Source organism: Arthrobacter sp. 10N44_2, from assembly GCF_056394385.1.
On the sequence record NZ_JBFTHT010000017.1, the window covers coordinates 52,144 to 73,627 of the forward strand.

A 21,484-nucleotide genomic window follows, 5' to 3' on the forward strand; every position below is an offset into this window, starting at 1 on the left:
CAGCGGGAACGACGGTTAGGAACTCACATGGCAACAGAGACAGTTGCGAAACCACGCACCAGCATGCGCGTACACGTCCAGAAATTCGGGACGTTCCTGTCCGGAATGATCATGCCCAACATCGGCGCCTTCATCGCCTGGGGCTTCATCACGGCGCTCTTCATCCCGGCCGGCTTCTTCCCCAATGCGGAGCTCGGCAAGCTTGTCGGGCCCATGATCACGTACATGCTCCCGCTGCTGATCGGCTACACCGGCGGCCGGATGGTCTACGGCGTGCGCGGCGGCGTGGTGGGCGCGGTGGCCACCATGGGCGTCATCGTCGGTACCGACATCCCCATGTTCATCGGCGCCATGATCCTTGGCCCGCTCACTGCCTGGATCATGATGAAGCTGGACAAGATCTGGGAAGGCCGCGTCAAGCCCGGCTTCGAAATGCTGATCGACAACTTCTCGGCAGGCATCGTTGCCGCTGCCATGGCGGTCGTGGGCATGCTGGTGGTCGGCCCGATCGTGAAGGCCTTCAGCAATGGCGCCAGCGCCGTGGTCGAATTCCTGGTCACCAACGGCCTGCTGCCCTTCACCAGCATCTTCATCGAGCCCGCAAAGGTCCTGTTCCTCAACAACGCCGTTAACCACGGCATCCTCACCCCGCTGGGCACGCAGCAGGCGCTCGAGCAGGGCAAGTCCATCCTGTTCCTGCTCGAAGCCAACCCCGGTCCGGGCTTCGGCATCCTGCTCGCCTTTTCATTCTTCGGCAAGGGTCTGGCCAAGGCGTCCGCGCCGGGCGCAGCCGTGATCCAGTTCGTCGGCGGTATCCATGAGATCTACTTCCCGTACGTCCTGATGAAGCCGATGACGATCTTCGCCGCAATCGGCGGCGGCATGACCGGCATCTTCACGCTCGTGGTCACCGGCGCCGGACTCCGGTCCCCGGCAGCCCCGGGCAGCATCATTGCGGTCTACGCCTCAACGGCACGCGACAGCTACGTCGGCGTGACGCTCTCCGTCCTCTTTGCCACCACGGTGTCCTTCCTGATCGCCTCGGTGGTCCTGAAAGCCAGCAAGGCGCCCGCCGAAGACGACCTCGATCAGGCCACCCACCGGATGGAGGCCCTGAAGGGCAAGAAGAGCTCGGTGTCCGCAGCCCTGATCGGTGAGGGCGTGGGTGCCAGCGGCGTCGCCGTCCTCGCCACCCCGATCAAGAACATCGTCTTTGCCTGCGACGCCGGCATGGGTTCCAGCGCGATGGGCGCCTCGGTGCTCCGCAACAAGATCAAGGCCGCCGGCTTCTCGGACGTCAAGGTCACCAACTCCGCGATCGCCAACCTCACCGACACGTACGACGTCGTCATCACCCACCAGGACCTGACCGAACGGGCCAAGCCCGCGACCGCCAGCGCCGTGCATGTCTCTGTGGACAACTTCATGAACAGCCCGCGGTACGACGAGATCGTGGAACTGGTCGAGGCCAGCAACACGGAAGCCGGCACCACGGAAACGACCCCTGCCGCGGCCGCCGCCGGCACCGCCCCCGCTGCCGCCGAGGCAGAAGCCGAGCAGGGTCCCGCCGGCATCCTGGTGGCCGAAAGCGTCGTCCTCAACGGCCACGCGACCACGCGGGACGCCGCGATCGACGAGGCCGGGCAGCTTCTGCTGGACCGCGGCGCCGTCGACTCCGGCTACGTGGACGCCATGCACGAACGCGAGGAATCCGTCTCCACGTACATGGGCAGCTTCCTGGCCATCCCGCACGGCACCAACGCCGCGAAGGACCACATCATGAAGTCGGCGGTCTCCGTTATCCGCTACCCGAACGGCATCGACTGGAACGGCAAGGAAGTGAAGTTCGTCGTCGGTGTGGCCGGCGTCAACAACGAACACCTGCACATCCTGTCCTCAATCGCCAAGGTCTTCACCAACAAGGCCCAGGTGGCCCAGCTCGAGGCGGCCACCACGGTTGACGAAGTGCTGGCCCTGTTCGGAAAGGTCAACTCCTAGTGAAGGCTGTTCATTTCGGAGCCGGAAACATCGGGCGCGGCTTCGTGGGCCTGCTGCTGCACGACGCAGGGTATGAGGTGGTGTTCGCCGACGTCGCGGACGCCCTCATCACCGAGCTGGCCGCCGCGGACAGCTACGAGGTCCACGAAGTCGGAGAGAACCCCGCTGTCCGTACGGTCAACAACTTTCGGGCGCTGAACTCCGGCACCCAGGAAGCCGACGTCGTCGCGGAAATCGCGACGGCGGACATCGTCACCACCGCCGTGGGGCCGCACATCCTGAAGTTCGTGGCGCCCGTGATCGCCAAGGGGATTGCCGCCCGTGCCGCCGGGCTGGCGCCGCTGCAGGTGATGGCGTGCGAGAACGCGATCAACGCCACGGACATCCTGAAGTCCGAGGTCATTGCCCAGTGGGATCCGGCCGCGGGCGCCCTGGACGCGGCCGCCGTGTTTGCCAACACGGCGGTGGACCGGATTGTGCCGAACCAGGAGGCCGGGCAGGGCCTGGACGTCACGGTGGAGACGTTCTATGAGTGGGTGATCGACCGTACACCGTTCGCCGGGAAGGAGCCGGTGGTCCCGGGCGCGACGTTCGTGGACGATCTCGCACCGTACATCGAGCGGAAGCTGTTCACCGTCAACACGGGGCACGCGGCGGCGGCCTACTTCGGATTCGAGGCCGGCCTGGGCAAGATTTCCGAGGCCATGGCCGACCAGGACGTCGCGGCCGATGTACGCGCCGTCCTGGACGAAACCAAGGAGCTGCTGGTGGCCAAGCACGGCTTCAACCGGGCCGAGCAGGAGGCGTACGTGGAAAAAATCCTGGGCCGCTTCTCGAACCCGCACCTGCCGGACACCGTCACCCGGGTGGGCCGTGCGCCGCTGCGCAAACTCAGCCGGCACGAGCGCTTCATCGGTCCCGCTGCCGAGCTGGCCGAACGCGGAATTGTCCCCGAGGCGCTGCTCGGGGCCATCGCCGCCGCCCTGCGTTTCAATGATCCGGCCGACGCCGAGGCCGTGGAGCTGGCGAAAATCCTCTCCGCGTCCACGCCGGACGAGGCCACGGAGAAGATCACTGGCCTGCCGGCGGACCACCCGCTTTTTGCCGCCGTCTCCTCCCTCATCGAGGAGGCCAAGGCGGTCGTCTGATCAACGCCCTAGCTGGGCCGGCGCCGGAACTCACCTGAGTTCCGGCGTCGGCGTGTTTAAGCCCCTCACACCCCCGTTGCCCTATCACTTTTGGCTGCTATCCGACGGTTTTAGCACCCGGGAGTGATAGGGCAACGAGAGTCCTTGACCATTAGGTTGCCTAACTGTTAGGCTACCTAACTATGAACGCCAGTGAACCGGCTGACCCCGGCCTCCTCGCTCTCGCCGAGGACTTCCGCGAGGCCCTCCGCCACAGCATCTACCTCGTCCGCCGCCTGGACGCCGACGGCGAACTCAGCGCCGCCCAGCTCAGCATGCTCAAGATGCTGTTGGACGCCGGGCCCGCCGCAGGCGGCGTGCGGGTAGGCGAAATCGCCCGGAACCTGGGCGTCAAGGTGCCCAGTGCCACCGAGCAGATCATCAAGCTCGAGCGCGCCGGCCTCGCCCGGCGCGAGCCGGACCCCGACGATTCCCGCGCCGTCCGGGTCACCCTCACGGACGCCGGCCTCGCCGCCGTCGCATCCGCCAACGAGCGCCGCAACACCGTCATGGCCGGCGTCCTCTCGTCCCTTTCGGGCGAAGACCGCGCCGCCCTCGCGGCCGCCCTCCCGGTCATCGGCAGGATCAACGCGACGCTCCTGGCCTGATCTTCACCCAACAATTCCAATCACTTAGGAGTGCCCCCATGCACGGCCAGCCCGCCGACACCCTGCCGGCAGCGGAAGTAACCCTCGAGGCCGAGAAGGCCTCACTGCTCAAACAGCCCAAGGCGGTGTGGGCCACGGCCCTCGCGGCGGTGTTCGCCTTCATGGGGATCGGGCTGGTGGACCCCATCCTGCCGGCGATCGCCAAGAACCTGGACGCCTCGCCGAGCCAGGTGTCGCTGCTCTTCACTAGCTATTTCCTGGTGACCGCCGTCGCCATGCTGATCACCGGCTACGTCTCCTCCCGGATCGGCGGGAAGCGGACGCTGCTGATCGGGCTGGCGGTCATCGTCGTGTTCGCCTCCCTGTCCGGCACGTCCGGCAGCGTGGCTGAGCTCATTGGCTTCCGCGCCGGCTGGGGGCTGGGCAACGCCCTGTTCGTGGCCACGGCGCTGGCCGTGATTGTCGGCGTCGCAAGCGGCGGCGCCGGCACCGCGATCATCCTTTACGAGGCCGCGCTCGGCCTGGGCATTTCCCTCGGCCCGCTCCTGGGCGCACTGCTGGGCGGCTGGCAGTGGCGCGCCCCGTTCTTCGGTACGGCCGTGCTGATGGCCTCCGCGTTCATCGCGCTCATTGCCCTGCTGCCCAAGACGCCGCTGCCCGAGCGGAAAGTCCGGCTCCGGGATCCGCTGCTGGCCCTGGGGCACAAGGGGCTGCGGACGACGGCGGCCAGCGGCCTGTTCTATAACTACGGCTTCTTCACCGTCCTCGCCTTCACGCCCTTCATCCTCGGCATGGACGCCTACGGGATCGGCGGGGTGTTCTTCGGCTGGGGTGTGGCCGTCGCGGTCTTCTCAGTGTTTGCCGCCCCCGTGCTGCAGAACCGCTTCGGAGCGGTCCGGGTCCTCACCGGCACGCTCGTCCTGCTGATGCTCGACCTTGTGGGACTGGGCCTGGCCGCCGGGCACTCGGTGCCGGCCGTCGTCGTCCTCGTGGTTATTTCCGGGGCGCTCCTGGGCATCAACAACACCATCTACACGGAGCTGGCCATGGGCGTCTCCGACTCGCCGCGGCCGGTGGCCTCGGCCGGCTACAACTTTGTGCGCTGGATGGGCGGCGCCCTGGCACCGTTTGCCGCCGCGCAGCTGGGCGAGCACTTCGGCCCGCAGGTGCCCTTCTTCGCCGGCGCGCTGGCCATGGTGGCCGCCATTGCCGTCGTCTTCGGCGGACGCCGCTACCTGGCGGCGCACGAGCCGCACGTGGTGTAGCAACGCCCGGTGTTGTGCAGAACCCGCTGAGGTGACAAAGAACGCCCATGCTTCCTCGGAAGCATGGGCGTTCTTTGTCGGAACGCTGAAGGCGCGGCGGGCCTCACAGAAGCGCCGGCTCAGGCCCTGGCGGACTCTTTCGCGGATTCCTTGGCGGCTTCCTTTGCGGATCCCTTGGGTACGAACAGGGTTTCGGCCTGCTCCAGGGACATGCCGTTGGTCTCCGGGACCTTGAACATGACGAAGAAGAACGACGCCGCCGCGAACAGCGCGTACATGGCGTACGTCAGCGGCAGGGAGGCCGCGGCCATGACCGGGAAGCTCAGGGTGATGGCGAAGTTGGCGATCCACTGCGCGGCCGCGGCCAGGCCGAGGGCCCGGGCGCGGATCCGGGACGGGAAGATCTCCCCCAGCAGCACCCATACCAGCGGGCCCCAGGAGGCGCCGAAGCTGATGACGAACACGTTGGCGGCGACCAGCGCCGCCGGGCCCCACGCCCCGGGCAGCGAGATTGCGTCGCCGGACCCGGTGGCCGAGCCGAAGGCCAGCGCCATGGTGCCCAGCGAGAGGGCCATGCCGATGGAGCCGGCCAGCATGATCGGACGACGCCCGATCCGGTCCACCAGGGCGATTGCCACGAGCGTGACCAGGATGTTGGTGACGGCGGTGGCCACGGAGATGGTGAGCGAATCCTTTTCCTGGAAGCCCACGGCCTTCCACAGCGTGGTGGAGTAGTAGAAGATCACGTTGATGCCGACGAACTGCTGCAGCACGGACAGGATGATGCCGATCCAGACCACCGGCTGCAGGCCCAGGGCCTTGCCGCGCAGGGATCCCTTCTGGCCGGCAAGCTTGTCCTCGTCGATGGCCTTCTTGATGTCGCGCAGGTGCCGGTCCGAGTCCTCGTCCGGGGCGATCGACTTGAAGACCCTGAGGGCCTCCTCGTCCTTGCCCTGGAACACCAGGAACCGCGGCGATTCGGGCAGGGTGAAGGCGATCCAGCCGTAGACGACCGCGGGGACGGCGGCGGCCATGAACATCCAGCGCCAGGCTTCCAAACCCAGCCACAGGGCCTGGTCCGCGCCGCCGGCCGACGTCGCGAACACGGCGTCTGAGAGCAGGGCGGCGAAGATGCCGGTGGTGATCGCCAGCTGCTGCAGCGAGGCCAGGCGGCCCCGGACGTGGCGGGGGGAAATTTCGGAAATGTAGGCCGGCGCGATCACCGAGGCCAGGCCGATGCCGAGCCCGCCCACCAGACGCCAGAAGATCAGGTCCCAGACGCCGAACGCGAACCCGGTGCCGATGGCGCTGACCAGGAACAGCAGCGCGCCCAGCTTCATGGCCGGGATCCGGCCGTAGCGGTCGGCGATCTTGCCGGCCAGGTAGGCCCCTGCCGCGCAGCCGAGGAGGGCCACGGCGACGGCGAAGCCGGTCACGGCCTCGCTGAGGGCGAACTCGTCCTTGATCGCGTCGACGGCGCCGTTGACGACGGAGGAGTCAAAGCCGAAGAGGAAGCCGCCGACGGCGCCCGCTACGGCCAGCCAAATGACCCTTTTTGGGATCTTGGCGGCGGTCTGGTCATGGGTGGTGGTCATACGGCTCCCTTGGCAGTTCGCGGTCCACGGCCTTCGCCGCAACTACCCAGTCTTACACCCGCCCCCGCGTGCCCCCTGTCACAACCACTGGAAAGTGAGACGAAACATACACTTTGCCGCTGCTGCGGCTGAGGACAGACGACGACGGCCGGCAGTCCACAAGACTGCCGGCCGTCGTCGTGTTCCAGACCTCGGGACCGCCTAGTGGGCGGCGGCCACGGCGCCCTCCCGGGCAACCGCCTTCGGGTCCGTGAGTTTCTTGTTCGGCAGGGCGAACGTGATCAGGAAGGCGATGCCGGTGAGCACGGCGGCCGTGAGCATGACCGCGTCGATCGACTGCGCGAAGCCCTCGACGATGGGACGGGTGAGCGTCGAGTTGGCCGTGTGCAGCCAGCTGGTGTCGTTGAGCGAGTCGTTGCTGGCGCCGTTCTTGAAGAAGTCGTAGAGCTGGGCGTTGGCCGGGTCGGCGGCCACGGCCGGATCCTTGAGCACCTTGAGGTAGTCAGCATTCTGCGCGGCGTCCTTCATGCCCGTGGCGATCTTGTCCGCCGCGAGGCTGAAAAGCATCGAGATGAACACTGCCGTGCCAACCGCGCCGCCCATGGAACGGAAGAACGCGGCGGAGGAAGTGCCCACGCCCATGTCCTTCGAGGGCACGGAGACCTGCATGGCCAGCGTCAGGGGCTGCATGCAGAAGCCCAGTCCCAGGCCGAAGAACACGGCGATGGCGCCGGGGACCCACAGCGGGGTGTCCACGCCGAGGGAGAGGCCCATGACGACGGCGGCCGCCGTCAGCGTTGCGGTGCCAAGGATCGGGAAGATCCGGTAGGTGCCCGAGGCCGAGATGGTCCGGCCCGCTGTGATGGAGCCGGTGAGGATGCCCACGGTGAAAGTGATCATCATGAGGCCGGCCTCGGTGGGGGTCAGGCCCTTGACCAGCTGCAGGTACATGGGCAGCATCGCGATGGCGCCGAACATGCCGATGCCGATGATGAAGTTCAGCAGCGAGGACAGGCCGAAGGTGATGTTCTGGAACAGCCGGAGCGGGATCAGCGCGTAGTCGGCGGCGTGCCGTTCGGCCAGCAGGAACGCGATGATGCCCACGACGCCGAGTGCGTAGCAGAGGTAGGAGTTCGCGGAGCTCCAGCCCCAGGTGCGGCCCTGTTCGGCCACGAGGAGGAGCGGCACAATGGCCAGCGTGATGGCCGCGGCGCCCCAGTAGTCGATCTTCTGCTTCACGTGCTTGGCGGGGAGGTGCAGGTACATGAAGACCACCGTGAGGGCCGCGAGACCGATCGGGATGTTGATCAGGAACACCCAGCGCCAGCCGTCGATCCCGAGGATGGTTTCGGTGCCCGCGAAGGCGCCGCCGATAACCGGGCCCAGGACGGAGGAGATGCCGAAGACCGACATGAAGTAGCCCTGGTACTTGGCCCGGTCCTTGAGCGGCACGATGTCGCCGATGATTGTCAGGGCGAGGGCCAGGAGGCCGCCGGCGCCCATGCCCTGGATGCCGCGGGCAATGGCGAGCTCGGTCATCGAGTGGACCGAGCCGGCGTAGAGCGAACCGGCGAGGAAGATCACGATGGCGATGAGATACAGCGGGCGGCGCCCGAAGATGTCACTGAGCTTGCCGTAGAGCGGCGTGCTCACCGTGGAGGTGATGAGGTAGGCGGTGGTGGCCCAGGCCTGCAGGGAGAGGCCGTCGAGGTCGTTGGCGATCGTGTAGATCGAGGTGGACACGATCGTCTGGTCCAGCGAAGACAGGAACATGCCGAGCATGAGTCCCACCATGACGGTGATGGTCTGACGGTGGGTCAGGACCTCTCCCGCGGCGCGCACGGAGGTGGTTTTGGACATGACTGCTCCAAGGTGAAGTGGGGGATTAAGCGGATAGTTGCTTTCAGTAACTATGTTACTGGCTGAATTGTTCCCGCCACTACCTCGGGGAGAAGAAAGTCCTTAGCGTTCGACCAGGATCCCGTCCGGATCGCACCAGATCATCACGCCGGGGCGGATGGCCACGCCGTCGATTTCCAGGGGCACGTCGATTGCCCCGGCGCCGTTCTTGGCGCTCTTGCGCGGGTTGCTGCCCAGTGCCTTGACCCCGAGCGGCAGCCCCGCGATGGCGAGCCGGTCCCGGATGGCACCGTTGATAACGACGCCGGCCCAGCCGTTCGCGACGGCGCTCGCCGCGATCATGTCCCCCATCAGTGCCGTGCGGAGGGAACCGGCGCCGTCGACCACCAGGACGGAGCCGTGGCCGGGAGCGGCCAGCACGGACTTGACCAGCGCGTTGTCCTCAAAGCAGCGGATAGTCCGGACCGGCCCGCTGAAATGCGTGTGCCCGCCCAGGGACTGGAACTGCACCGACACGGATTCCAGCTCCCCGCCGCGCTCGTCGTAAAGGTCTGCAGTATTCAGGGCGGAAGCGTTCACAGTGACTCCTTGAGTGTTAACGGCGGGGCTCATCCCCGAGACTGGCACATTCCGAACGGATCCGCCGAGTCCCGGGGACCAGAACTACCTCTTGCTACAAGGAGTCCACGTCTTTCCGCCGGGGGCATAACAGCGGGGACCGTTGTATCCCGGATATGGATTGGGTGCCGGAGCGGGCGGCACATAAACGGGCGGGACATAAGCCGGCGGGACGTACGGGACAGGTGCCGGGGGCACGTAGGGCGCCGGTGCGGGGGGCAGGTTACGGATCCGCTCGGCCTCGGCTGCTGCAGCGGCTTCGGCGGCCTGGCGGGCAGACACTGCTGCCGCCGCGGCTGAGGCTGCGTCCGCGAGTTGCTTCTTTTTCGCGCCAATGGCAGTCTGCCTGGCGGCCCCGACCGTAGCCGCTGAATCCAACCTGCTCGTCATCGCCGCCAGCTGCGCCGGCTTGTATGCGGCCCATTGGATTCCGTCTTTGGCCTTTGCCGCTACCTTGAGCGCAGCGACAGTTGCGAGGGCTGCGACCAGCCCGGCATGGCCCCGGTCCAGGTCGGACACGGAATCGGAAAGGGGATCGGCGGCCAGAGCTTCAACAGCTTGCGCCGCAATTGCAACCTGTTGGGACGGCAGGCATGCGACGTTTGAGGAGTTCAGGCCTACCCCCCGAGTGCGGGCCTCATCAAAGGCCTCAACCACCGGCGGATAGAACTTCTTATTGGGCTCGATCAAGACGGGTACGCCGAGTCCGAGCCGGGCGATCTCAGCGTTGACCAGCTTTCCGCCTGAGTCGAAGACCGCAGCTAGGGTGCGTCCGTATTTGTCCAAGGGCTCGAGGTCCAGTTCTAACGTGACTTTGGCACCAACGGGCAGAAGTTCTTCGAGGCCTTTGGTCGCTTCGGGGCCCATACATTCCACAGGCGTGTTGGGGTCTTTGGTCTCCGGAGTGTCGACATTCAACAGACGAATAGTCTTTTCTTCACCGTTCATTGAAGCCTTGAATGTGTCGCCGTCGATAATTCGTACGACAGTTGCCTGATCTCGTCCCGACTCGGAACCCGGGCGCTCGGATGCTTTTGTCTCGGCGGCCGCGCCGGAGTTGCAGCCGCTGAGGGCAAGCAGTGCTGCCATAGCAATCCCTATGGCCTTGGTTCGGGCAGCAGAGCCCGACATTTGTGACAACAAGATGTATTCCCCCACGGAATGAGTGATGATGATTTTCTCCATAGCTGGAGGTTCAACGATGACCTTACTGCGCCGGCCCGCCAATGAGCGCCAGTGTCGTCCCAGATCTGCCGAGTCCCGGTAGTCTGGCTGCGCACTGATACATATGCCTGATCATCAGTTCCAGGGGGAGCCATGAGCATGTCCGATACCACCGCGCCGGCGCTCGCCGAACCCGAACGCCGCGTCCGGCCTGTCTGGACGGCAGGGGTGGTGCTGGTCAACGTCGGCATCAACGCGGCATTCTTCGGCCCGCTCCAGGTGCTCCTCGGCCAACAGGCGGCAGCCTTCAGCGAACCGGACAAGGAAGCCATCCTCGCCCTCGTGACGGGTGCGGGTGCGGCCGTGTCCCTGGTGGCCAACCCCCTCTTCGGCGCCTTCAGCGACCGGACCACCGCGCGCCGGGGGCGGCGGGTGCCGTGGGTGCTCTTCGGTGCCGTCCTGGGTGCCGCGGCCCTGATCGCGCTGGCCGGCGCCCCGGGCGTTGCCGCAATGACGCTGCTCTGGTGCCTCGTCCAGGCCGGCTGCAACGGCGCCTATGCGGCCATCACGGCGGCCATCCCGGACCGCGTGCCGGTACCCCAGCGCGGCACCGTCGGCGGCCTTGCCGCCATGGGCCAGACAGCGGGAATCCTGGCAGGGGCGGTGATCGCCGCCGCCGTCGCCGGAAACTTCGCCGCGGGGTATGTTGTCTGCGCGGTGGCGCTGCTCGCCGGCGTCGTGCTCTATTACTTCAAGAACGACGACGTTCCGCTGCCTGCGCAGGCCCGTCCGCCGTTCAGTCTGGGCGGCTTTGTGCGGGGTTTTTGGATTTCCCCGGCCCGCCATCCGGATTTTGCCTGGGCCTGGCTGACACGGCTCCTGGTGAACATCGGCAACCATATGATCACCCTCTACCTGCTGTTTTTCCTCAACGACGCCGTCCGCGTCCGCGAAACCCAGGGTATCGAGCCCGAGTTTGGCGTCCTGATCCTCACGGGCCTGTATGCGGTCATGGTGATCATCACCAGCGTGGTCGGCGGCCGGCTGAGCGACCGCCTGGGCCGCCGGAAGCCGCTGGTCATCATCTCTTCCGCCGTGATCGCCGCAGCCTCCCTCATTCTTGCGTTCGCGCCCACCTGGCCGGGTGCGCTGGTCGGCGCGTCCGTGCTCGGCATCGGCTTCGGCTGCTATCTGGCGGTGGATTTTGCCCTCATTACCCAGGTGCTGCCCACGGCCCTGAACCGGGGCAGGGATCTTGGCGTCATCAACATTGCCAACTCGCTGCCGCAAGTGCTCGCCCCGCTGATCGCGTACCCCTTTGTTGCCTTCTGGGGCGGCTATGTGGCGCTGTACTTGGCGGCCGCCGTGATTGGGCTCCTGGGGGCCGTGTTCGTGGTGAAGATCAAGGGCGTGGACTGAGCCGCCCGCGTTCCGTGCAGGGGGCCTCGGAGCCCCGGTCTCCTCGCCGGGCGCCCGGATTCGTGGCGTATAGTGGACGGCAATTGCCGCGGCAGCGCGGTGGGCGGATCGCGCCCGGCTGCCGAGAAAAACGACCCCCGGAACGCTGCTGATGCCTGATTTTCACTCAGATCTTCCACCGATGGCCCCTCCACCCACTCTGCCCCGGCAGCGGCTCCGTTACGTGCGGATCCTAGATGTCGCCGCGGGGTTTGCCCGCAAGGGCCTGGACTCCGTGGTCCTGTCCGAGGTGGCGGCCAAGGCGGACGTGCCACTGGGGACGCTGTACCGCTACTTCCCGTCGGCCACCCAGCTGGTCCTGGCGCTGTACCGCAAGCAACTGGGCGAACTGCTCGCGGGGAGCTCGCCGGCGGCCGGCAAGGTCGCGGCCCAGGCCCTCGCGGGAGTGGTGATGGAGATCTTCCACATGCGCCTGATGCAGCCCGCCGTGGAGCAGTCCCTCAACCGGGCGGTCTACGTCAAGGACAACGACACAACGCGGCTGCTGCGCGAGATCGATGCGACGGCCGAGAAGGCAGTCACGGCGGCGTGCGGCGACCCGGCCGTGGCCCGGGTCCTGCTGCTGACGGTTACGGGCCTGGTCCAGGCCGTCCGCTGCCGCCGGCTGTCCCTCTTCGAAGCGGAGGAGGACCTGAAGAAGGCCTGTTCCCTCCTGCAGCGGACCCCGCAGGCCGCGTAACTGGTCTAGACCAGCGGCCCGGAATATGCCCTCCCGCGCGTGATCCGGGTCACATATTCTGGAGAAGAAACGTTTCACCACGGGTGGGTAACGCTCCCCGCGGGCGTAACGGGCGCGATGCCCTGTTTACCATTGCTGGACCGGAGCCGGCTGATGCCGGCAAATCGGGGAAACACCGGCGACCGCCACCTCTGGTCGCCGCCGCCCCTGCCAGACCAACTTGAGCATCCTTGCTTGAGCTTCCATGAGCCGTGCGCCCACGGTGAGCCCCAGGAGACAACGACGTGTCCACTGAAACGATCATTCCCGCCGATTCCACCTCCCCGGCTGAGCCAGTAGCCGTGCTCAGCGACGAGGAAATCTTCGCATCCCACGAGGGCGGCAAGCTGTCGATTTCCAGCACCGTCCCGCTTGCCAGCAAGCGCGACCTCTCCATCGCCTACACGCCCGGTGTCGCCCAGGTCAGCCGCGCCATCCACGCCAACCCGGAGCTCGCCAAGACGCTCACGTGGGCCCAGCGCCTCGTGGTGGTGGTCAGCGACGGCACGGCCGTGCTGGGGCTGGGCAACATTGGCGCCAGCGCCTCGCTGCCCGTGATGGAGGGCAAGTCCGCGCTGTTCAAGGCCTTCGGCGAACTCGACTCCATCCCGCTGGTCCTCAACACCACCGACGTCGACGAAATCATCGAGACACTTGTCCGGCTGCGCCCCAGTTTCGGCGCCGTCAACCTCGAGGACATCGCCGCGCCCCGCTGCTTCGAACTAGAGGAGAAACTCATCGAGGCGCTGGACTGCCCGGTCATGCACGATGACCAGCACGGCACCGCCGTCGTCGTCCTCGCCGCCCTGACCAACGCCGCCAAGGTGACCGGCCGGACCCTCGACAGCCTGCGTGTGGTGGTCTCCGGCGCCGGGGCCGCCGGGATCGCGGTCGCCGAAATCCTGCTGACGGCCGGAATCGGCGACGTCGTCCTCCTGGACTCCCGCGGCACCATCAACAAGGACCGCGCGGACATCGCCGCCGATCCGGCCAGCAAGAAGGCCCAGCTCGCCGCCCGCAGCAACCCGCGTGGCGTGACAGGCGGCCCGGGGGAGGCGCTGCTCGGCGCCGACGTGTTCGTCGGGGTCTCCTCTTCGAAGCTGGACGAGGAGCACCTCAAGCTGATGAACCACAGCTCGATCGTGTTCGCCCTGTCGAACCCGGACCCGGAAGTCCTGCCGGAGGTCGCGAGCAAGTACGCGGCCGTCGTCGCCACCGGACGCAGCGACTTCCCGAACCAGATCAACAATGTCCTGGCCTTCCCCGGCATCTTCCGCGGCGCCCTCGACGCCGGCGCCCGCCGGATCACGCCGGCCATGAAGCTCGCCGCGGCCCGGGCCGTCGCGGAACTGGCCGAGGACGACCTTTCCGCGGACTACATCGTGCCCAGCCCGCTGGATCCGCGCGTGGCCCCGGCCGTCTCCGCCGCAGTCGCCGCGGCGGTGGCCGCCGAGTAGCCGGACCGCGTCAGAAAACATCCGACACCGGACGACGACGGCGGCGCTTCCCTGAGGGGGAGCGCCGCCGCTGTCGTTCCTGGAGCCGTCCGGAAGTTAGGCGCCGGCATACCGGGCCCGGGGCCGTCAACGGCAGCCCCGGGCCCGGCCATAGACTGGGGCCATGAACCCCGAGATTGTCGTGACAGTGCTCTGCGGCCTCGCCATCGTGGTGGGCGTTGCCGGGACGATCATTCCCGTTCTGCCCGGCAGCATCCTGATCGGGGCGAGCCTGCTTGCCTGGGCATTGTGGGGCGGCGCCGGGACCACCGGTTGGGTGGTCTTCGGGATCGGGATGCTTTTCGTTCTGGCCGGCCTGGCCGCGAGCACCGTCCTTACCGGCCGGAAGCTCAAGCAGCACAGCATCCCGAGCCGTTCCGTGGTGGTGGGCCTCGTGCTGGGCGTGGCCGGCATGTTCGTCATCCCCGTGGTGGGGCTCTTTGTGGGCTTCGCCGCTGGGCTCCTGCTCAGCGAGCTGCAGCGCACCCGCGTGTTCGGCACCGCAGTGGCCTCGAGCTGGGCCGCGCTGAAGGCCACGGGCCTGGGCATGATCGTGGAATTCGGCCTCGCGTGCCTCGCCGCGAGCACCTGGGTGATCGGCCTCTGGGTGGCCTCGGCGGCCTAGCAGCGGCCTGCCGGAGCCTACTACCATGGGGGAATGAGCGCCGGACTTGGCGAATCCGCCCCCCAAATTCCTGACGGCCGCATTCCCGCTGGCCAGCTTGCTGACGGCGAAAATCCCGACGGCCAGCGCAGGCCGTACACGGACACCCGCGACCTGACGCCCTTCCGCAAGGTAGTGGTCCGGACACCCGTCCGCGGCCTGGCCGGCACCGTGGGCGGCGCGGTGGCCGGACTCATGGCGGGCCGGGCACCCGGGACGCTGGCCGCCGAAGGCGGGGTGCCCCGGCTGGGCAGGGTAGGGGGCCGGACCTCCGCCAAGAGGATGAAAGCCGTGCACTCCGCCGTCTTCGGCAGCACCGATCCTGACCGCCTGATAACCCTGGCCCGCTCCTACCCCGGCTGGGCGGGGGTGTGCTACCTCATGGCCGGGCTGCTGGCGTACGCCCACGGCGGGCACCTGCGCGCGTCCGAACTCCTGCAGCACGGCCTGAGACTGCGGAACGACGAGGACGCCAACCGCTACGCCGGCGAATACCTGGCCGGCGTGGTCACCAGGGTGGAGGTGGCCGAGCGGATTGAGGTTCCGGTGCTCTTCTCCGAGGAGGCCGTGTTCCTGGCGCTGTCCCATTCCCTGCGCGAGACCGGCCAGACGGAGGCGGCGCTGGCGGCGCTGGCCGGCCTGCCGCCGTCGTTGCCGCTCGCCCTGGCGCGCTGTTCGCTGGAGGCCGAGCTGGGACGCGACGTCGACGTGGTGGCAGAGACCGAGGGCCTGCTGAACGCGGACGATCTGTCCGCGGCGCTGCTGCTGGTGCGTGCCCGGTCGCTGCGCAGGCTCGGCGCCTACACCGCTTCCCGTTCGGCCCTGCAGGAAGTCCTGCGGCGCAGGAAGACTGACTTCACCCTCCGCAGCGACGCGCTGACGGACACCGCCCTGCTCCTCCTCGAGGCGGGCCGCAAGACCCTCGGCGGCCGGGACTGGCAGCGCCACAAACCGGCACAGCTGGAGGCCGTGAAAGCCATCCGCAAAGACGCCGAAATGCACGAACTCTGGGACCGCGAGTACGGGCGCGCTGACGACGACTGACGGGCTTCCACGCCCGATCGCGGCCAAATCCACGTATCCACTACTCTTGCGGGCCCCTGGGGCGGGGAGTACAAACGAGGCATGAGAGATGCGGTGGAGCGCTGGATGCAGCACTACATCACAGCGTGGACGACGAACGATCCGGAGGACATCCAAGCGCTGTTTACCGAGGACGCCATTTATGCGACCAGCCCCCAGGAAGCCGAACCGTGGCAGGGCCGGGACGATATCGTGGAGCACTGGCTTGCCGGGCGTGATGAGCCGGATGACTGGATGTTTGAATGGAAGCTGCTGGGGGTCGACGGCGGCCGGGCGTTTGTGCAGGGCCTGACGACGTACCGCGGCAACAGCCGGAGCTATGACAACTTGTGGGTCATCCAACTGACCGCGGACGGCCGCGCGTCGTCCTTCACCGAGTGGTACATGCAGCGCAAGTAGCCCCAGGGCGGATTCGCGTCCTCACTCGTGCGTCATGGCTGCGCTGAGGGCGGGCACGATCTGCTCGGCGAGCAGCAAGGCGCCCAGGGCCAGCATGATGATCCCGCTGGCCAGCGTCACTTGGCGCGCTGCGCCCGGCCTGGCCTGCAGCAGTTTCCGCGCCAGGAGTGCCACACAGCTGTAGATGACGCCCACGAGCAGGATGAAGGTCAGCCCGAGCAGACCCGACTGGACCGGGACCGGCCACGCGGCGTCAGGGCTGACGAACTGCGGCACCAGGGCCACGAAGAACAGCAGGCCCTTGGGGTTGATCCCGCTGATGCCCATGCCCTGGAGGAAGACCCGGAACTGGCTCGCGGGTGTGGCGGCACCGGGAGCAGCGGTGCCGGTGCTGAAGCTGGCCCCGCGCCAGGACCGCAGGGTGCTGAAGCCCAGCCACAGCAGGTAGAGGGCGCCCGCCGCGGTCAGCCAGCCCAGCACGCCGGGCATCCCGGCGAGCAGTGCCGCCAGGCCCAGCACCAGCAACGCCGTGTGGAGGGCGTAGCCCCCGCAGAGACCGGCGACGGCGGGCGCGAAGCTGCGCTGCCGGAGCCCGGCCGCGATCGAATAGGCCCAGTCGACGCCGGGGGTGCATGCCAGGGCGACGGCGACAACCAGGAAGGCGAGGAAAAGCTGGGGGTTCATGGCGGGCTCCAGGAATGCGGCACCCCGTGGCGGGTACAAGAAAAACTCTAGGCAAATTCGGCCGGGAAGTGCTCGCTTATTTACTGAAGAATCACCGCTATTGGGTAAGATAATTGCGTGATTGACGCCATTGACAGAAGTATTTTGCGTTACCTCAAATCGGACGGCCGGATGACTGCCACGGCCTTGGCGGCCAAGGTGGGGTTGACCGTGGCTCCGTGCCATCGCCGGCTGCGGGATCTGGAGGCCGCCGGGATCATCCGGGGCTACCGGGCGGATATTGATCCGGCCGCGGTGGGGCTCGGTTTCGAGGCGATCGTGTTCGTGACCCTGCGCCAGGTGGACCGTTCCACCATGGAGATCTTCGAGAGCCGGGTGGCCGGCAATCCCAACATCGTCGAGGCCCAGCGGCTCTTCGGGTCGCCGGACTACCTGCTCAAGGTCATTGCGGAGGACCTGCCCTCCTACCAGCGTTTCTACGACAGTGAACTGACCTCGCTGCCCGGCGTCGAGCGACTGACGTCAACGCTGGTCATGAAGAACCTGAAGGCCAACGCCGGGCCGCCGGTCTAGACGCGTCCGCCTGCTCAGGCGCCGAGCAGTCCCGTGGTCCGGTAGGGAATGACCTCGCGCAGGAACATGCTCGTTGAGGTCCGGACGATTCCGGGACACAGCCGGATTTCCTCTGACACGCGGTAGAGATCGTCCGGGCTCTTGGCCACCACCCGGATCAGGAGATCGGTGTCGCCGGCCGGGGCGTGGCATTCGAGCACCTCAGGGATGTTGCGCAGGGCGGCGATTGCCTCGTTGAGGTGGCTCTGGTCCAGTTCCGCGCTGACCGCGGCCGCCACGCCGCGGCCCAGGGCGGACGGCAGCACCCTGCTGCTGTTCGGCCGGAGCGCGCCCGACGCCGACATCCGTTCCAGGCGGGACTGGACGGTGCCGCGCGCCAGGCCCAGCTTCTGCGCCAGCACCATGACCGGCACGCGGGGATCTTCGTCCAGCGCGGCGAGGATCCGCCGGTCCGTCGCGTCGAGCTCCTGCAAAATGACCACTTCCTGTTCGCGGTCCGGGCTGTGGTTGATCAGATTGACTACTCTGGGGCCGGTCCGTTGCACCAACTGTAGGGCTTCTGCTCAAATGGTGACAACAAGGGGACGAGGCCACCGCCACGATCCCGAAGGCTACGGACATCCCGGCACACCACCCGGACCCCGGACGAGGCTCCCGCAAGGAACCAGCCGCTGACTGACTCTTGTTCACGCATCGTCATTCCGCACAACGCACTCGCGGCAAGAGCCCCTGAGCCACCGACGCCGGATTTCCCGAAGTCATCGGTAGCTGAGGGGCTCTTGTGCTGCTCCGCATAGGCTTATCCCATGACCTCAGCTGGCCGCTTCGCCCCCAGTCCCTCCGGCGAACTGCATGTGGGCAACCTCCGGACGGCCATCCTGGCGTGGCTGTTCGCCCGGTCCGGGGGGCGGCGGTTCCTGCTGCGGGTGGAGGACCTGGACCGTGCCCGGGCCGGCGCCGAGGCCGAGCAACTCCGCGACCTGGCGGCGATCGGCGTGAACTGGGACGGCGGCGTCGTGCGCCAGACGGAGCGTGAGCACCTGTATGACGGGGCGATCGCGGAGCTGACGGCGGCCGGCATGACCTACGAGTGCTTCTGTACCCGCCGCGAAATCCAGGAGGCCCCCTCGGCACCGCACGCTCCGCTGGGCGCCTACCCGGGAACGTGCCGGAACCTCAGCGGCGCCGAGCGCGAGGCCAAGCGGGCCGCCCGGCCGCCGGCTGTCCGGCTCCGCTCCACCGTGGCCGAGGTGACGGTGCGGGACGTGCTCCACGGCAGTTACACCGGGGTGGTCGACGACTTCGTGCTCCGGCGCAACGACGGCGTGACCGCCTACAACCTGGCCGTGGTGGTGGACGACGCCGCGCAGGGCATCGACCAGGTGGTCCGCGGCGATGACCTGCTGCCGTCCACGCCGCGGCAGGCATATTTGGCGTCGCTGCTCAATATGCCTGTTCCGGAATATGCGCATGTGCCGCTGGTACTGAACGCCGACGGCGCCCGGCTGGCCAAGCGTGACGGCGCCGTCACGCTGGCCGACCTGGCGTTGGCCGGGGTGGGCGCGGACCAGGTCCGGGACACTTTGCTGGACTCCCTTGGCCTCCCGCCGGGCCGCCTCGACGATGTCCTCGCCGCCTTCGACCCGACGGCCCTGCCCCGCGAGCCCTGGGTGTGGCCCGGGGTACCGGGAGCGCACAAGGGGGCGCATCCGGGAACCGGCCTCCGGGCAGGGAGGGACAGCCGCGGCGCGTAGGCTGGATTCATGACCGAGCCCGCACACCCCCAGCCCCGCTTCACCGTCGAGACAGCCAAGGTCCTGGCCGAGGTGGCCCACAACCGCCAGAAGGACAAGCTCAAGCGGCCATACCGGGAACATGTGCTCGCCGTCGGGGACGCCCTGGCGGACTTCGACGACGACATCCGGATCGCCGGGTACCTCCACGACATCGCGGAGGACACCCCGATGACGCGGCAGGCACTGCTGGACATGGGGGTCTCCGAGCGTGCCGCGGACATCATCGAGCGGGTCACTAAGCGCCTGCATGAGAATCCGGACGACTACCAGGCCGGCATCCGGTACATCGCCGAGGACCACGACGCCACGCTTGTGAAGATTGCCGACAACGCGCACAATTCGCTGCCCGAACGGGTCAAAGCGCTGGCCGAGAAGTGGCCGGACAAGCCCCCGGTCACCCGCTACGACGATGCCCGCCCGGTGCTCTACGCCGCCGTTCCCGTCGAGGAAACCCGGAAAATCCTGGCCCGGATCAATCCCTGGCTGTTGAACGAACTCGACGACATGCTCGACGAGGCGGACGACACGGACTACGAGTTCCTCTCCTATGACGCCCCGGCTGCAGCAGACGCGGCAGCAGCAGACGCCCCGGCAACGGCCGCTGCAGCAGACGCGGAAGCTGCGCCGGGCGATGCTCCGGCCGGCGACACCGGGTCCGCACGGGACTGAGCATGCGCGCCTACGTCCTCACACGCTACGGCGGCCCGGACGCGATGGAACTCCGGGATGTTCCGGTTCCCCAGCCCGGCCCGGGTGACGTCCGGATCAAGGTCGCTGCGGCCGGGCTGAACCCGGTGGACTTCAAGTTCCGCCGGGGCGCGCTCCGGCCCATCAGCCATGTCCGCCTGCCGATCGTGGCCGGCTGCGAACTCGCCGGGACGGTGGATGCAATCGGACCCGGGCCCAACCGCTTTTCCATCGGCGACCGCGTCTACGCCCGGGTGGACAAGGCCAGGCTTGGAGCCTTCGCCGAGCTGGTGTGCGTGCAGCAGGAATTGGTGGCCGCCATGCCGGCGTCGCTCGGATTCGCCGAGGCCGCAGGACTGCCGCTGGCCGGGCTCACGGCGTTGCAGGCCCTCCGCGATGAACTTGCCGTGGGCCGCGGCACCCGGCTCTTCATTTCCGGCGGCGCCGGCGGGGTGGGAACACTCGCCATCCAGCTCGCCAAGTATCTCGGCGCCCAGGTCACCACCACGGCATCGGCCCGCGGCGAGGCGCTGGTGCGCCGGCTGGGGGCGGACGCCGTCATCGACTACAACCGGGAGGACTTCTCCGCGGTACTGCATGATTTCGATGCGGTCCTGGACCTGGTCGGCGGCGTGACCCTCAGGGATTCCTTCCGCATTCTTAAGTCCGGCGGCAGGGTGGTATCCATCGCCGGCGTTCCCGAGCCGCTCACCGCGACGAAAGACCTGGGCTCGCCGCCGATGATCACGGCCGCTTTCTGGCTGATGAGCATGGGCATCCGCCGCCGCGCCCGGAAGGCGAAGGCCAGCTACCGTTACCTGTTCATGCACCCCAGCGGGGATGATTTGCGCACCCTGGCGGCCCTCGTCGACGCCGGCCACGTGCAGCCGGTCATGGACCGCACCTACCCGTTCGCGGACATTGGGGGAGCCTTCGCCGCGCTCGAACAGGGCCACGCCAAGGGCAAGATCGTCGTCACCCTCTAGCGGCTCCCGGCTGCCGGGCCCGCCACAGCAGGCCGATGTACACCAGGTCAAAGACGCTGCAGAGCGCCCCCACGCCCAGGATCAGGGGCGAGTTGCCGTACCAGCCCAGCGCGATCGTGGGCGCGAGGGTGCCGACCCACTTGGCCACGGCGATCAGCAGGGTCTGGCCGCGGGTGCCGCCCCGGGCGGCGAACATGGCGATGAACAACCCGGACATCAGCAGGTTCTGCAGGAACGCCGCGTAGCGGGCCGCGTCGTCCCAGCCAAACTGGACGACGAACAGCAGCTGGACCGCGAAGGACGTGACGCCCAGCAGGAGCGCCCAGCCGATGAACAGCCGCCGCGTCACCCAGCCCGGCAGCTCGGAGCGGCCGAACTTCAGGAAGGTGTACACAATCACGACGTCGGCCAGTCCCCACGCGATATTGAAGACCCCCTGGGCGGTGATTCCCGTCGCGATGGAGCGCGTGGCGTAGATGGCCTCCCAGGCGAAATTCAGGGCCAGCGCGGCGGCCGGGATCGCGTAGCTCCGGTCCCTGAAGCCGATCCGGATGGCATCGACGTAGACCACGGTCCAGGCCAGGCCGCTCACAATTGTGAGAAACAGGATCACGCTGCCTCCAC

Annotated in this window: 21 protein-coding genes; 14 read left to right on the plus strand and 7 right to left on the minus strand. The window is 67.6% G+C overall.

Annotated elements, in window-relative coordinates:
- Positions 1–27: 27 nt before the first annotated feature.
- The 4 genes from AC1DBX_RS16400 to AC1DBX_RS16415 all read left to right on the plus strand — a co-directional run bounded on the left by AC1DBX_RS16400 (position 28) and on the right by AC1DBX_RS16415 (position 5,058).
- Positions 28–1,998, plus strand: coding sequence for a PTS mannitol transporter subunit IICBA (locus tag AC1DBX_RS16400; protein WP_476851444.1), 1,971 nt, complete (start codon positions 28–30; stop codon positions 1,996–1,998).
- Positions 1,998–3,146 carry a mannitol-1-phosphate 5-dehydrogenase gene (locus AC1DBX_RS16405; protein WP_476851445.1) on the plus strand — a complete coding sequence of 383 codons (1,149 nt, stop codon included), beginning with the start codon at positions 1,998–2,000 and terminating at the stop codon, positions 3,144–3,146. Before AC1DBX_RS16400 ends, AC1DBX_RS16405 begins: the two co-directional genes overlap by 1 nt.
- 182 nt (positions 3,147–3,328) lie before the next feature.
- Positions 3,329–3,793, plus strand: coding sequence for a MarR family winged helix-turn-helix transcriptional regulator (locus AC1DBX_RS16410; RefSeq protein WP_223914957.1), 465 nt, complete (start codon positions 3,329–3,331; stop codon positions 3,791–3,793).
- Positions 3,794–3,831: 38 nt separating this feature from the next.
- Positions 3,832–5,058: an MFS transporter gene (locus AC1DBX_RS16415; protein ID WP_028277571.1), complete on the plus strand. Its 1,227-nt coding sequence runs from the start codon at positions 3,832–3,834 to the stop codon at positions 5,056–5,058.
- Positions 5,059–5,177: 119 nt separating this feature from the next.
- On the opposite strand, the gene AC1DBX_RS16420 is transcribed toward AC1DBX_RS16415, so the two are convergent.
- From AC1DBX_RS16420 to AC1DBX_RS16435, 4 genes are all read right to left on the minus strand, one after another.
- Positions 5,178–6,653 carry a sugar porter family MFS transporter gene (locus tag AC1DBX_RS16420; protein WP_223914958.1) on the minus strand — a complete coding sequence of 492 codons (1,476 nt, stop codon included), beginning with the start codon at positions 6,651–6,653 and terminating at the stop codon, positions 5,178–5,180.
- Between the two features lie 201 nt (positions 6,654–6,854).
- Positions 6,855–8,513 carry an MDR family MFS transporter gene (locus AC1DBX_RS16425; RefSeq protein ID WP_476851446.1) on the minus strand — a complete coding sequence of 553 codons (1,659 nt, stop codon included), beginning with the start codon at positions 8,511–8,513 and terminating at the stop codon, positions 6,855–6,857.
- Between the two features lie 102 nt (positions 8,514–8,615).
- On the minus strand, positions 8,616–9,092 hold the full coding sequence (gene rraA / locus AC1DBX_RS16430) for a ribonuclease E activity regulator RraA (protein WP_476859593.1): 477 nt from the start codon (positions 9,090–9,092) through the stop codon (positions 8,616–8,618).
- Positions 9,093–9,176: 84 nt separating this feature from the next.
- Positions 9,177–10,316, minus strand: coding sequence for a thermonuclease family protein (locus tag AC1DBX_RS16435; RefSeq protein WP_230009036.1), 1,140 nt, complete (start codon positions 10,314–10,316; stop codon positions 9,177–9,179).
- Positions 10,317–10,448: 132 nt separating this feature from the next.
- Here AC1DBX_RS16435 and AC1DBX_RS16440 point away from each other — a divergent pair, with 132 nt between their 5' ends.
- The 6 genes from AC1DBX_RS16440 (at position 10,449) to AC1DBX_RS16465 (ending at position 16,134) form a co-directional block, all read left to right on the plus strand.
- Positions 10,449–11,714, plus strand: coding sequence for an MFS transporter (locus AC1DBX_RS16440; protein WP_476888072.1), 1,266 nt, complete (start codon positions 10,449–10,451; stop codon positions 11,712–11,714).
- Positions 11,715–11,895: 181 nt separating this feature from the next.
- Positions 11,896–12,453 carry a TetR/AcrR family transcriptional regulator gene (locus AC1DBX_RS16445; protein WP_476857711.1) on the plus strand — a complete coding sequence of 186 codons (558 nt, stop codon included), beginning with the start codon at positions 11,896–11,898 and terminating at the stop codon, positions 12,451–12,453.
- Between the two features lie 302 nt (positions 12,454–12,755).
- The gene (locus AC1DBX_RS16450) at positions 12,756–13,949 is read left to right on the plus strand and encodes an NAD(P)-dependent malic enzyme (RefSeq protein WP_476932292.1); all 1,194 of its coding nucleotides are present in this window, start codon (positions 12,756–12,758) and stop codon (positions 13,947–13,949) included.
- A gap of 163 nt (positions 13,950–14,112) precedes the next feature.
- The gene (locus tag AC1DBX_RS16455) at positions 14,113–14,613 is read left to right on the plus strand and encodes a DUF456 domain-containing protein (RefSeq protein WP_230007333.1); all 501 of its coding nucleotides are present in this window, start codon (positions 14,113–14,115) and stop codon (positions 14,611–14,613) included.
- 33 nt (positions 14,614–14,646) lie between these two features.
- Positions 14,647–15,696: a hypothetical protein gene (locus tag AC1DBX_RS16460; RefSeq protein ID WP_476932237.1), complete on the plus strand. Its 1,050-nt coding sequence runs from the start codon at positions 14,647–14,649 to the stop codon at positions 15,694–15,696.
- A gap of 81 nt (positions 15,697–15,777) precedes the next feature.
- Complete coding sequence (locus AC1DBX_RS16465; protein WP_476932238.1) at positions 15,778–16,134, plus strand: nuclear transport factor 2 family protein; 357 nt, start codon at positions 15,778–15,780, stop codon at positions 16,132–16,134.
- Between the two features lie 21 nt (positions 16,135–16,155).
- Here the strand turns inward: AC1DBX_RS16465 and AC1DBX_RS16470 are convergent, their stop codons facing one another.
- A complete protein-coding gene (locus tag AC1DBX_RS16470; RefSeq protein WP_476851449.1) occupies positions 16,156–16,818 on the minus strand; it encodes a LysE family translocator in 663 nt (220 codons plus the stop codon).
- 117 nt (positions 16,819–16,935) lie between these two features.
- Between AC1DBX_RS16470 and AC1DBX_RS16475 the strand changes: the two genes are divergently transcribed.
- Positions 16,936–17,391 carry an Lrp/AsnC family transcriptional regulator gene (locus AC1DBX_RS16475; protein WP_079555658.1) on the plus strand — a complete coding sequence of 152 codons (456 nt, stop codon included), beginning with the start codon at positions 16,936–16,938 and terminating at the stop codon, positions 17,389–17,391.
- 14 nt (positions 17,392–17,405) lie between these two features.
- Here AC1DBX_RS16475 and AC1DBX_RS16480 read toward each other — a convergent pair whose 3' ends face one another.
- Positions 17,406–17,864, minus strand: coding sequence for an Lrp/AsnC family transcriptional regulator (locus AC1DBX_RS16480; protein ID WP_176803545.1), 459 nt, complete (start codon positions 17,862–17,864; stop codon positions 17,406–17,408).
- Positions 17,865–18,197: 333 nt separating this feature from the next.
- On the opposite strand from AC1DBX_RS16480, the gene gluQRS reads away from it, so the two are divergent.
- From gluQRS to AC1DBX_RS16495, 3 genes are read left to right on the plus strand one after another with little or no spacing between them, the layout of a single operon-like run.
- Positions 18,198–19,145 (plus strand): tRNA glutamyl-Q(34) synthetase GluQRS, encoded by a 948-nt coding sequence (gene gluQRS, locus AC1DBX_RS16485; RefSeq protein WP_476932239.1) that lies wholly within the window; start codon positions 18,198–18,200, stop codon positions 19,143–19,145.
- A 9-nt stretch (positions 19,146–19,154) separates the two neighbouring features.
- On the plus strand, positions 19,155–19,856 hold the full coding sequence (locus tag AC1DBX_RS16490) for an HD domain-containing protein (RefSeq protein WP_476932240.1): 702 nt from the start codon (positions 19,155–19,157) through the stop codon (positions 19,854–19,856).
- A gap of 2 nt (positions 19,857–19,858) precedes the next feature.
- A complete protein-coding gene (locus AC1DBX_RS16495; protein WP_476932241.1) occupies positions 19,859–20,860 on the plus strand; it encodes an NADP-dependent oxidoreductase in 1,002 nt (333 codons plus the stop codon).
- Here AC1DBX_RS16495 and AC1DBX_RS16500 read toward each other — a convergent pair.
- A complete protein-coding gene (locus AC1DBX_RS16500) occupies positions 20,850–21,473 on the minus strand; it encodes a transmembrane-type terpene cyclase (protein ID WP_476932242.1) in 624 nt (207 codons plus the stop codon). The genes AC1DBX_RS16495 and AC1DBX_RS16500 overlap by 11 nt on opposite strands.
- Between the last annotated feature and the right edge of the window lie 11 nt (positions 21,474–21,484).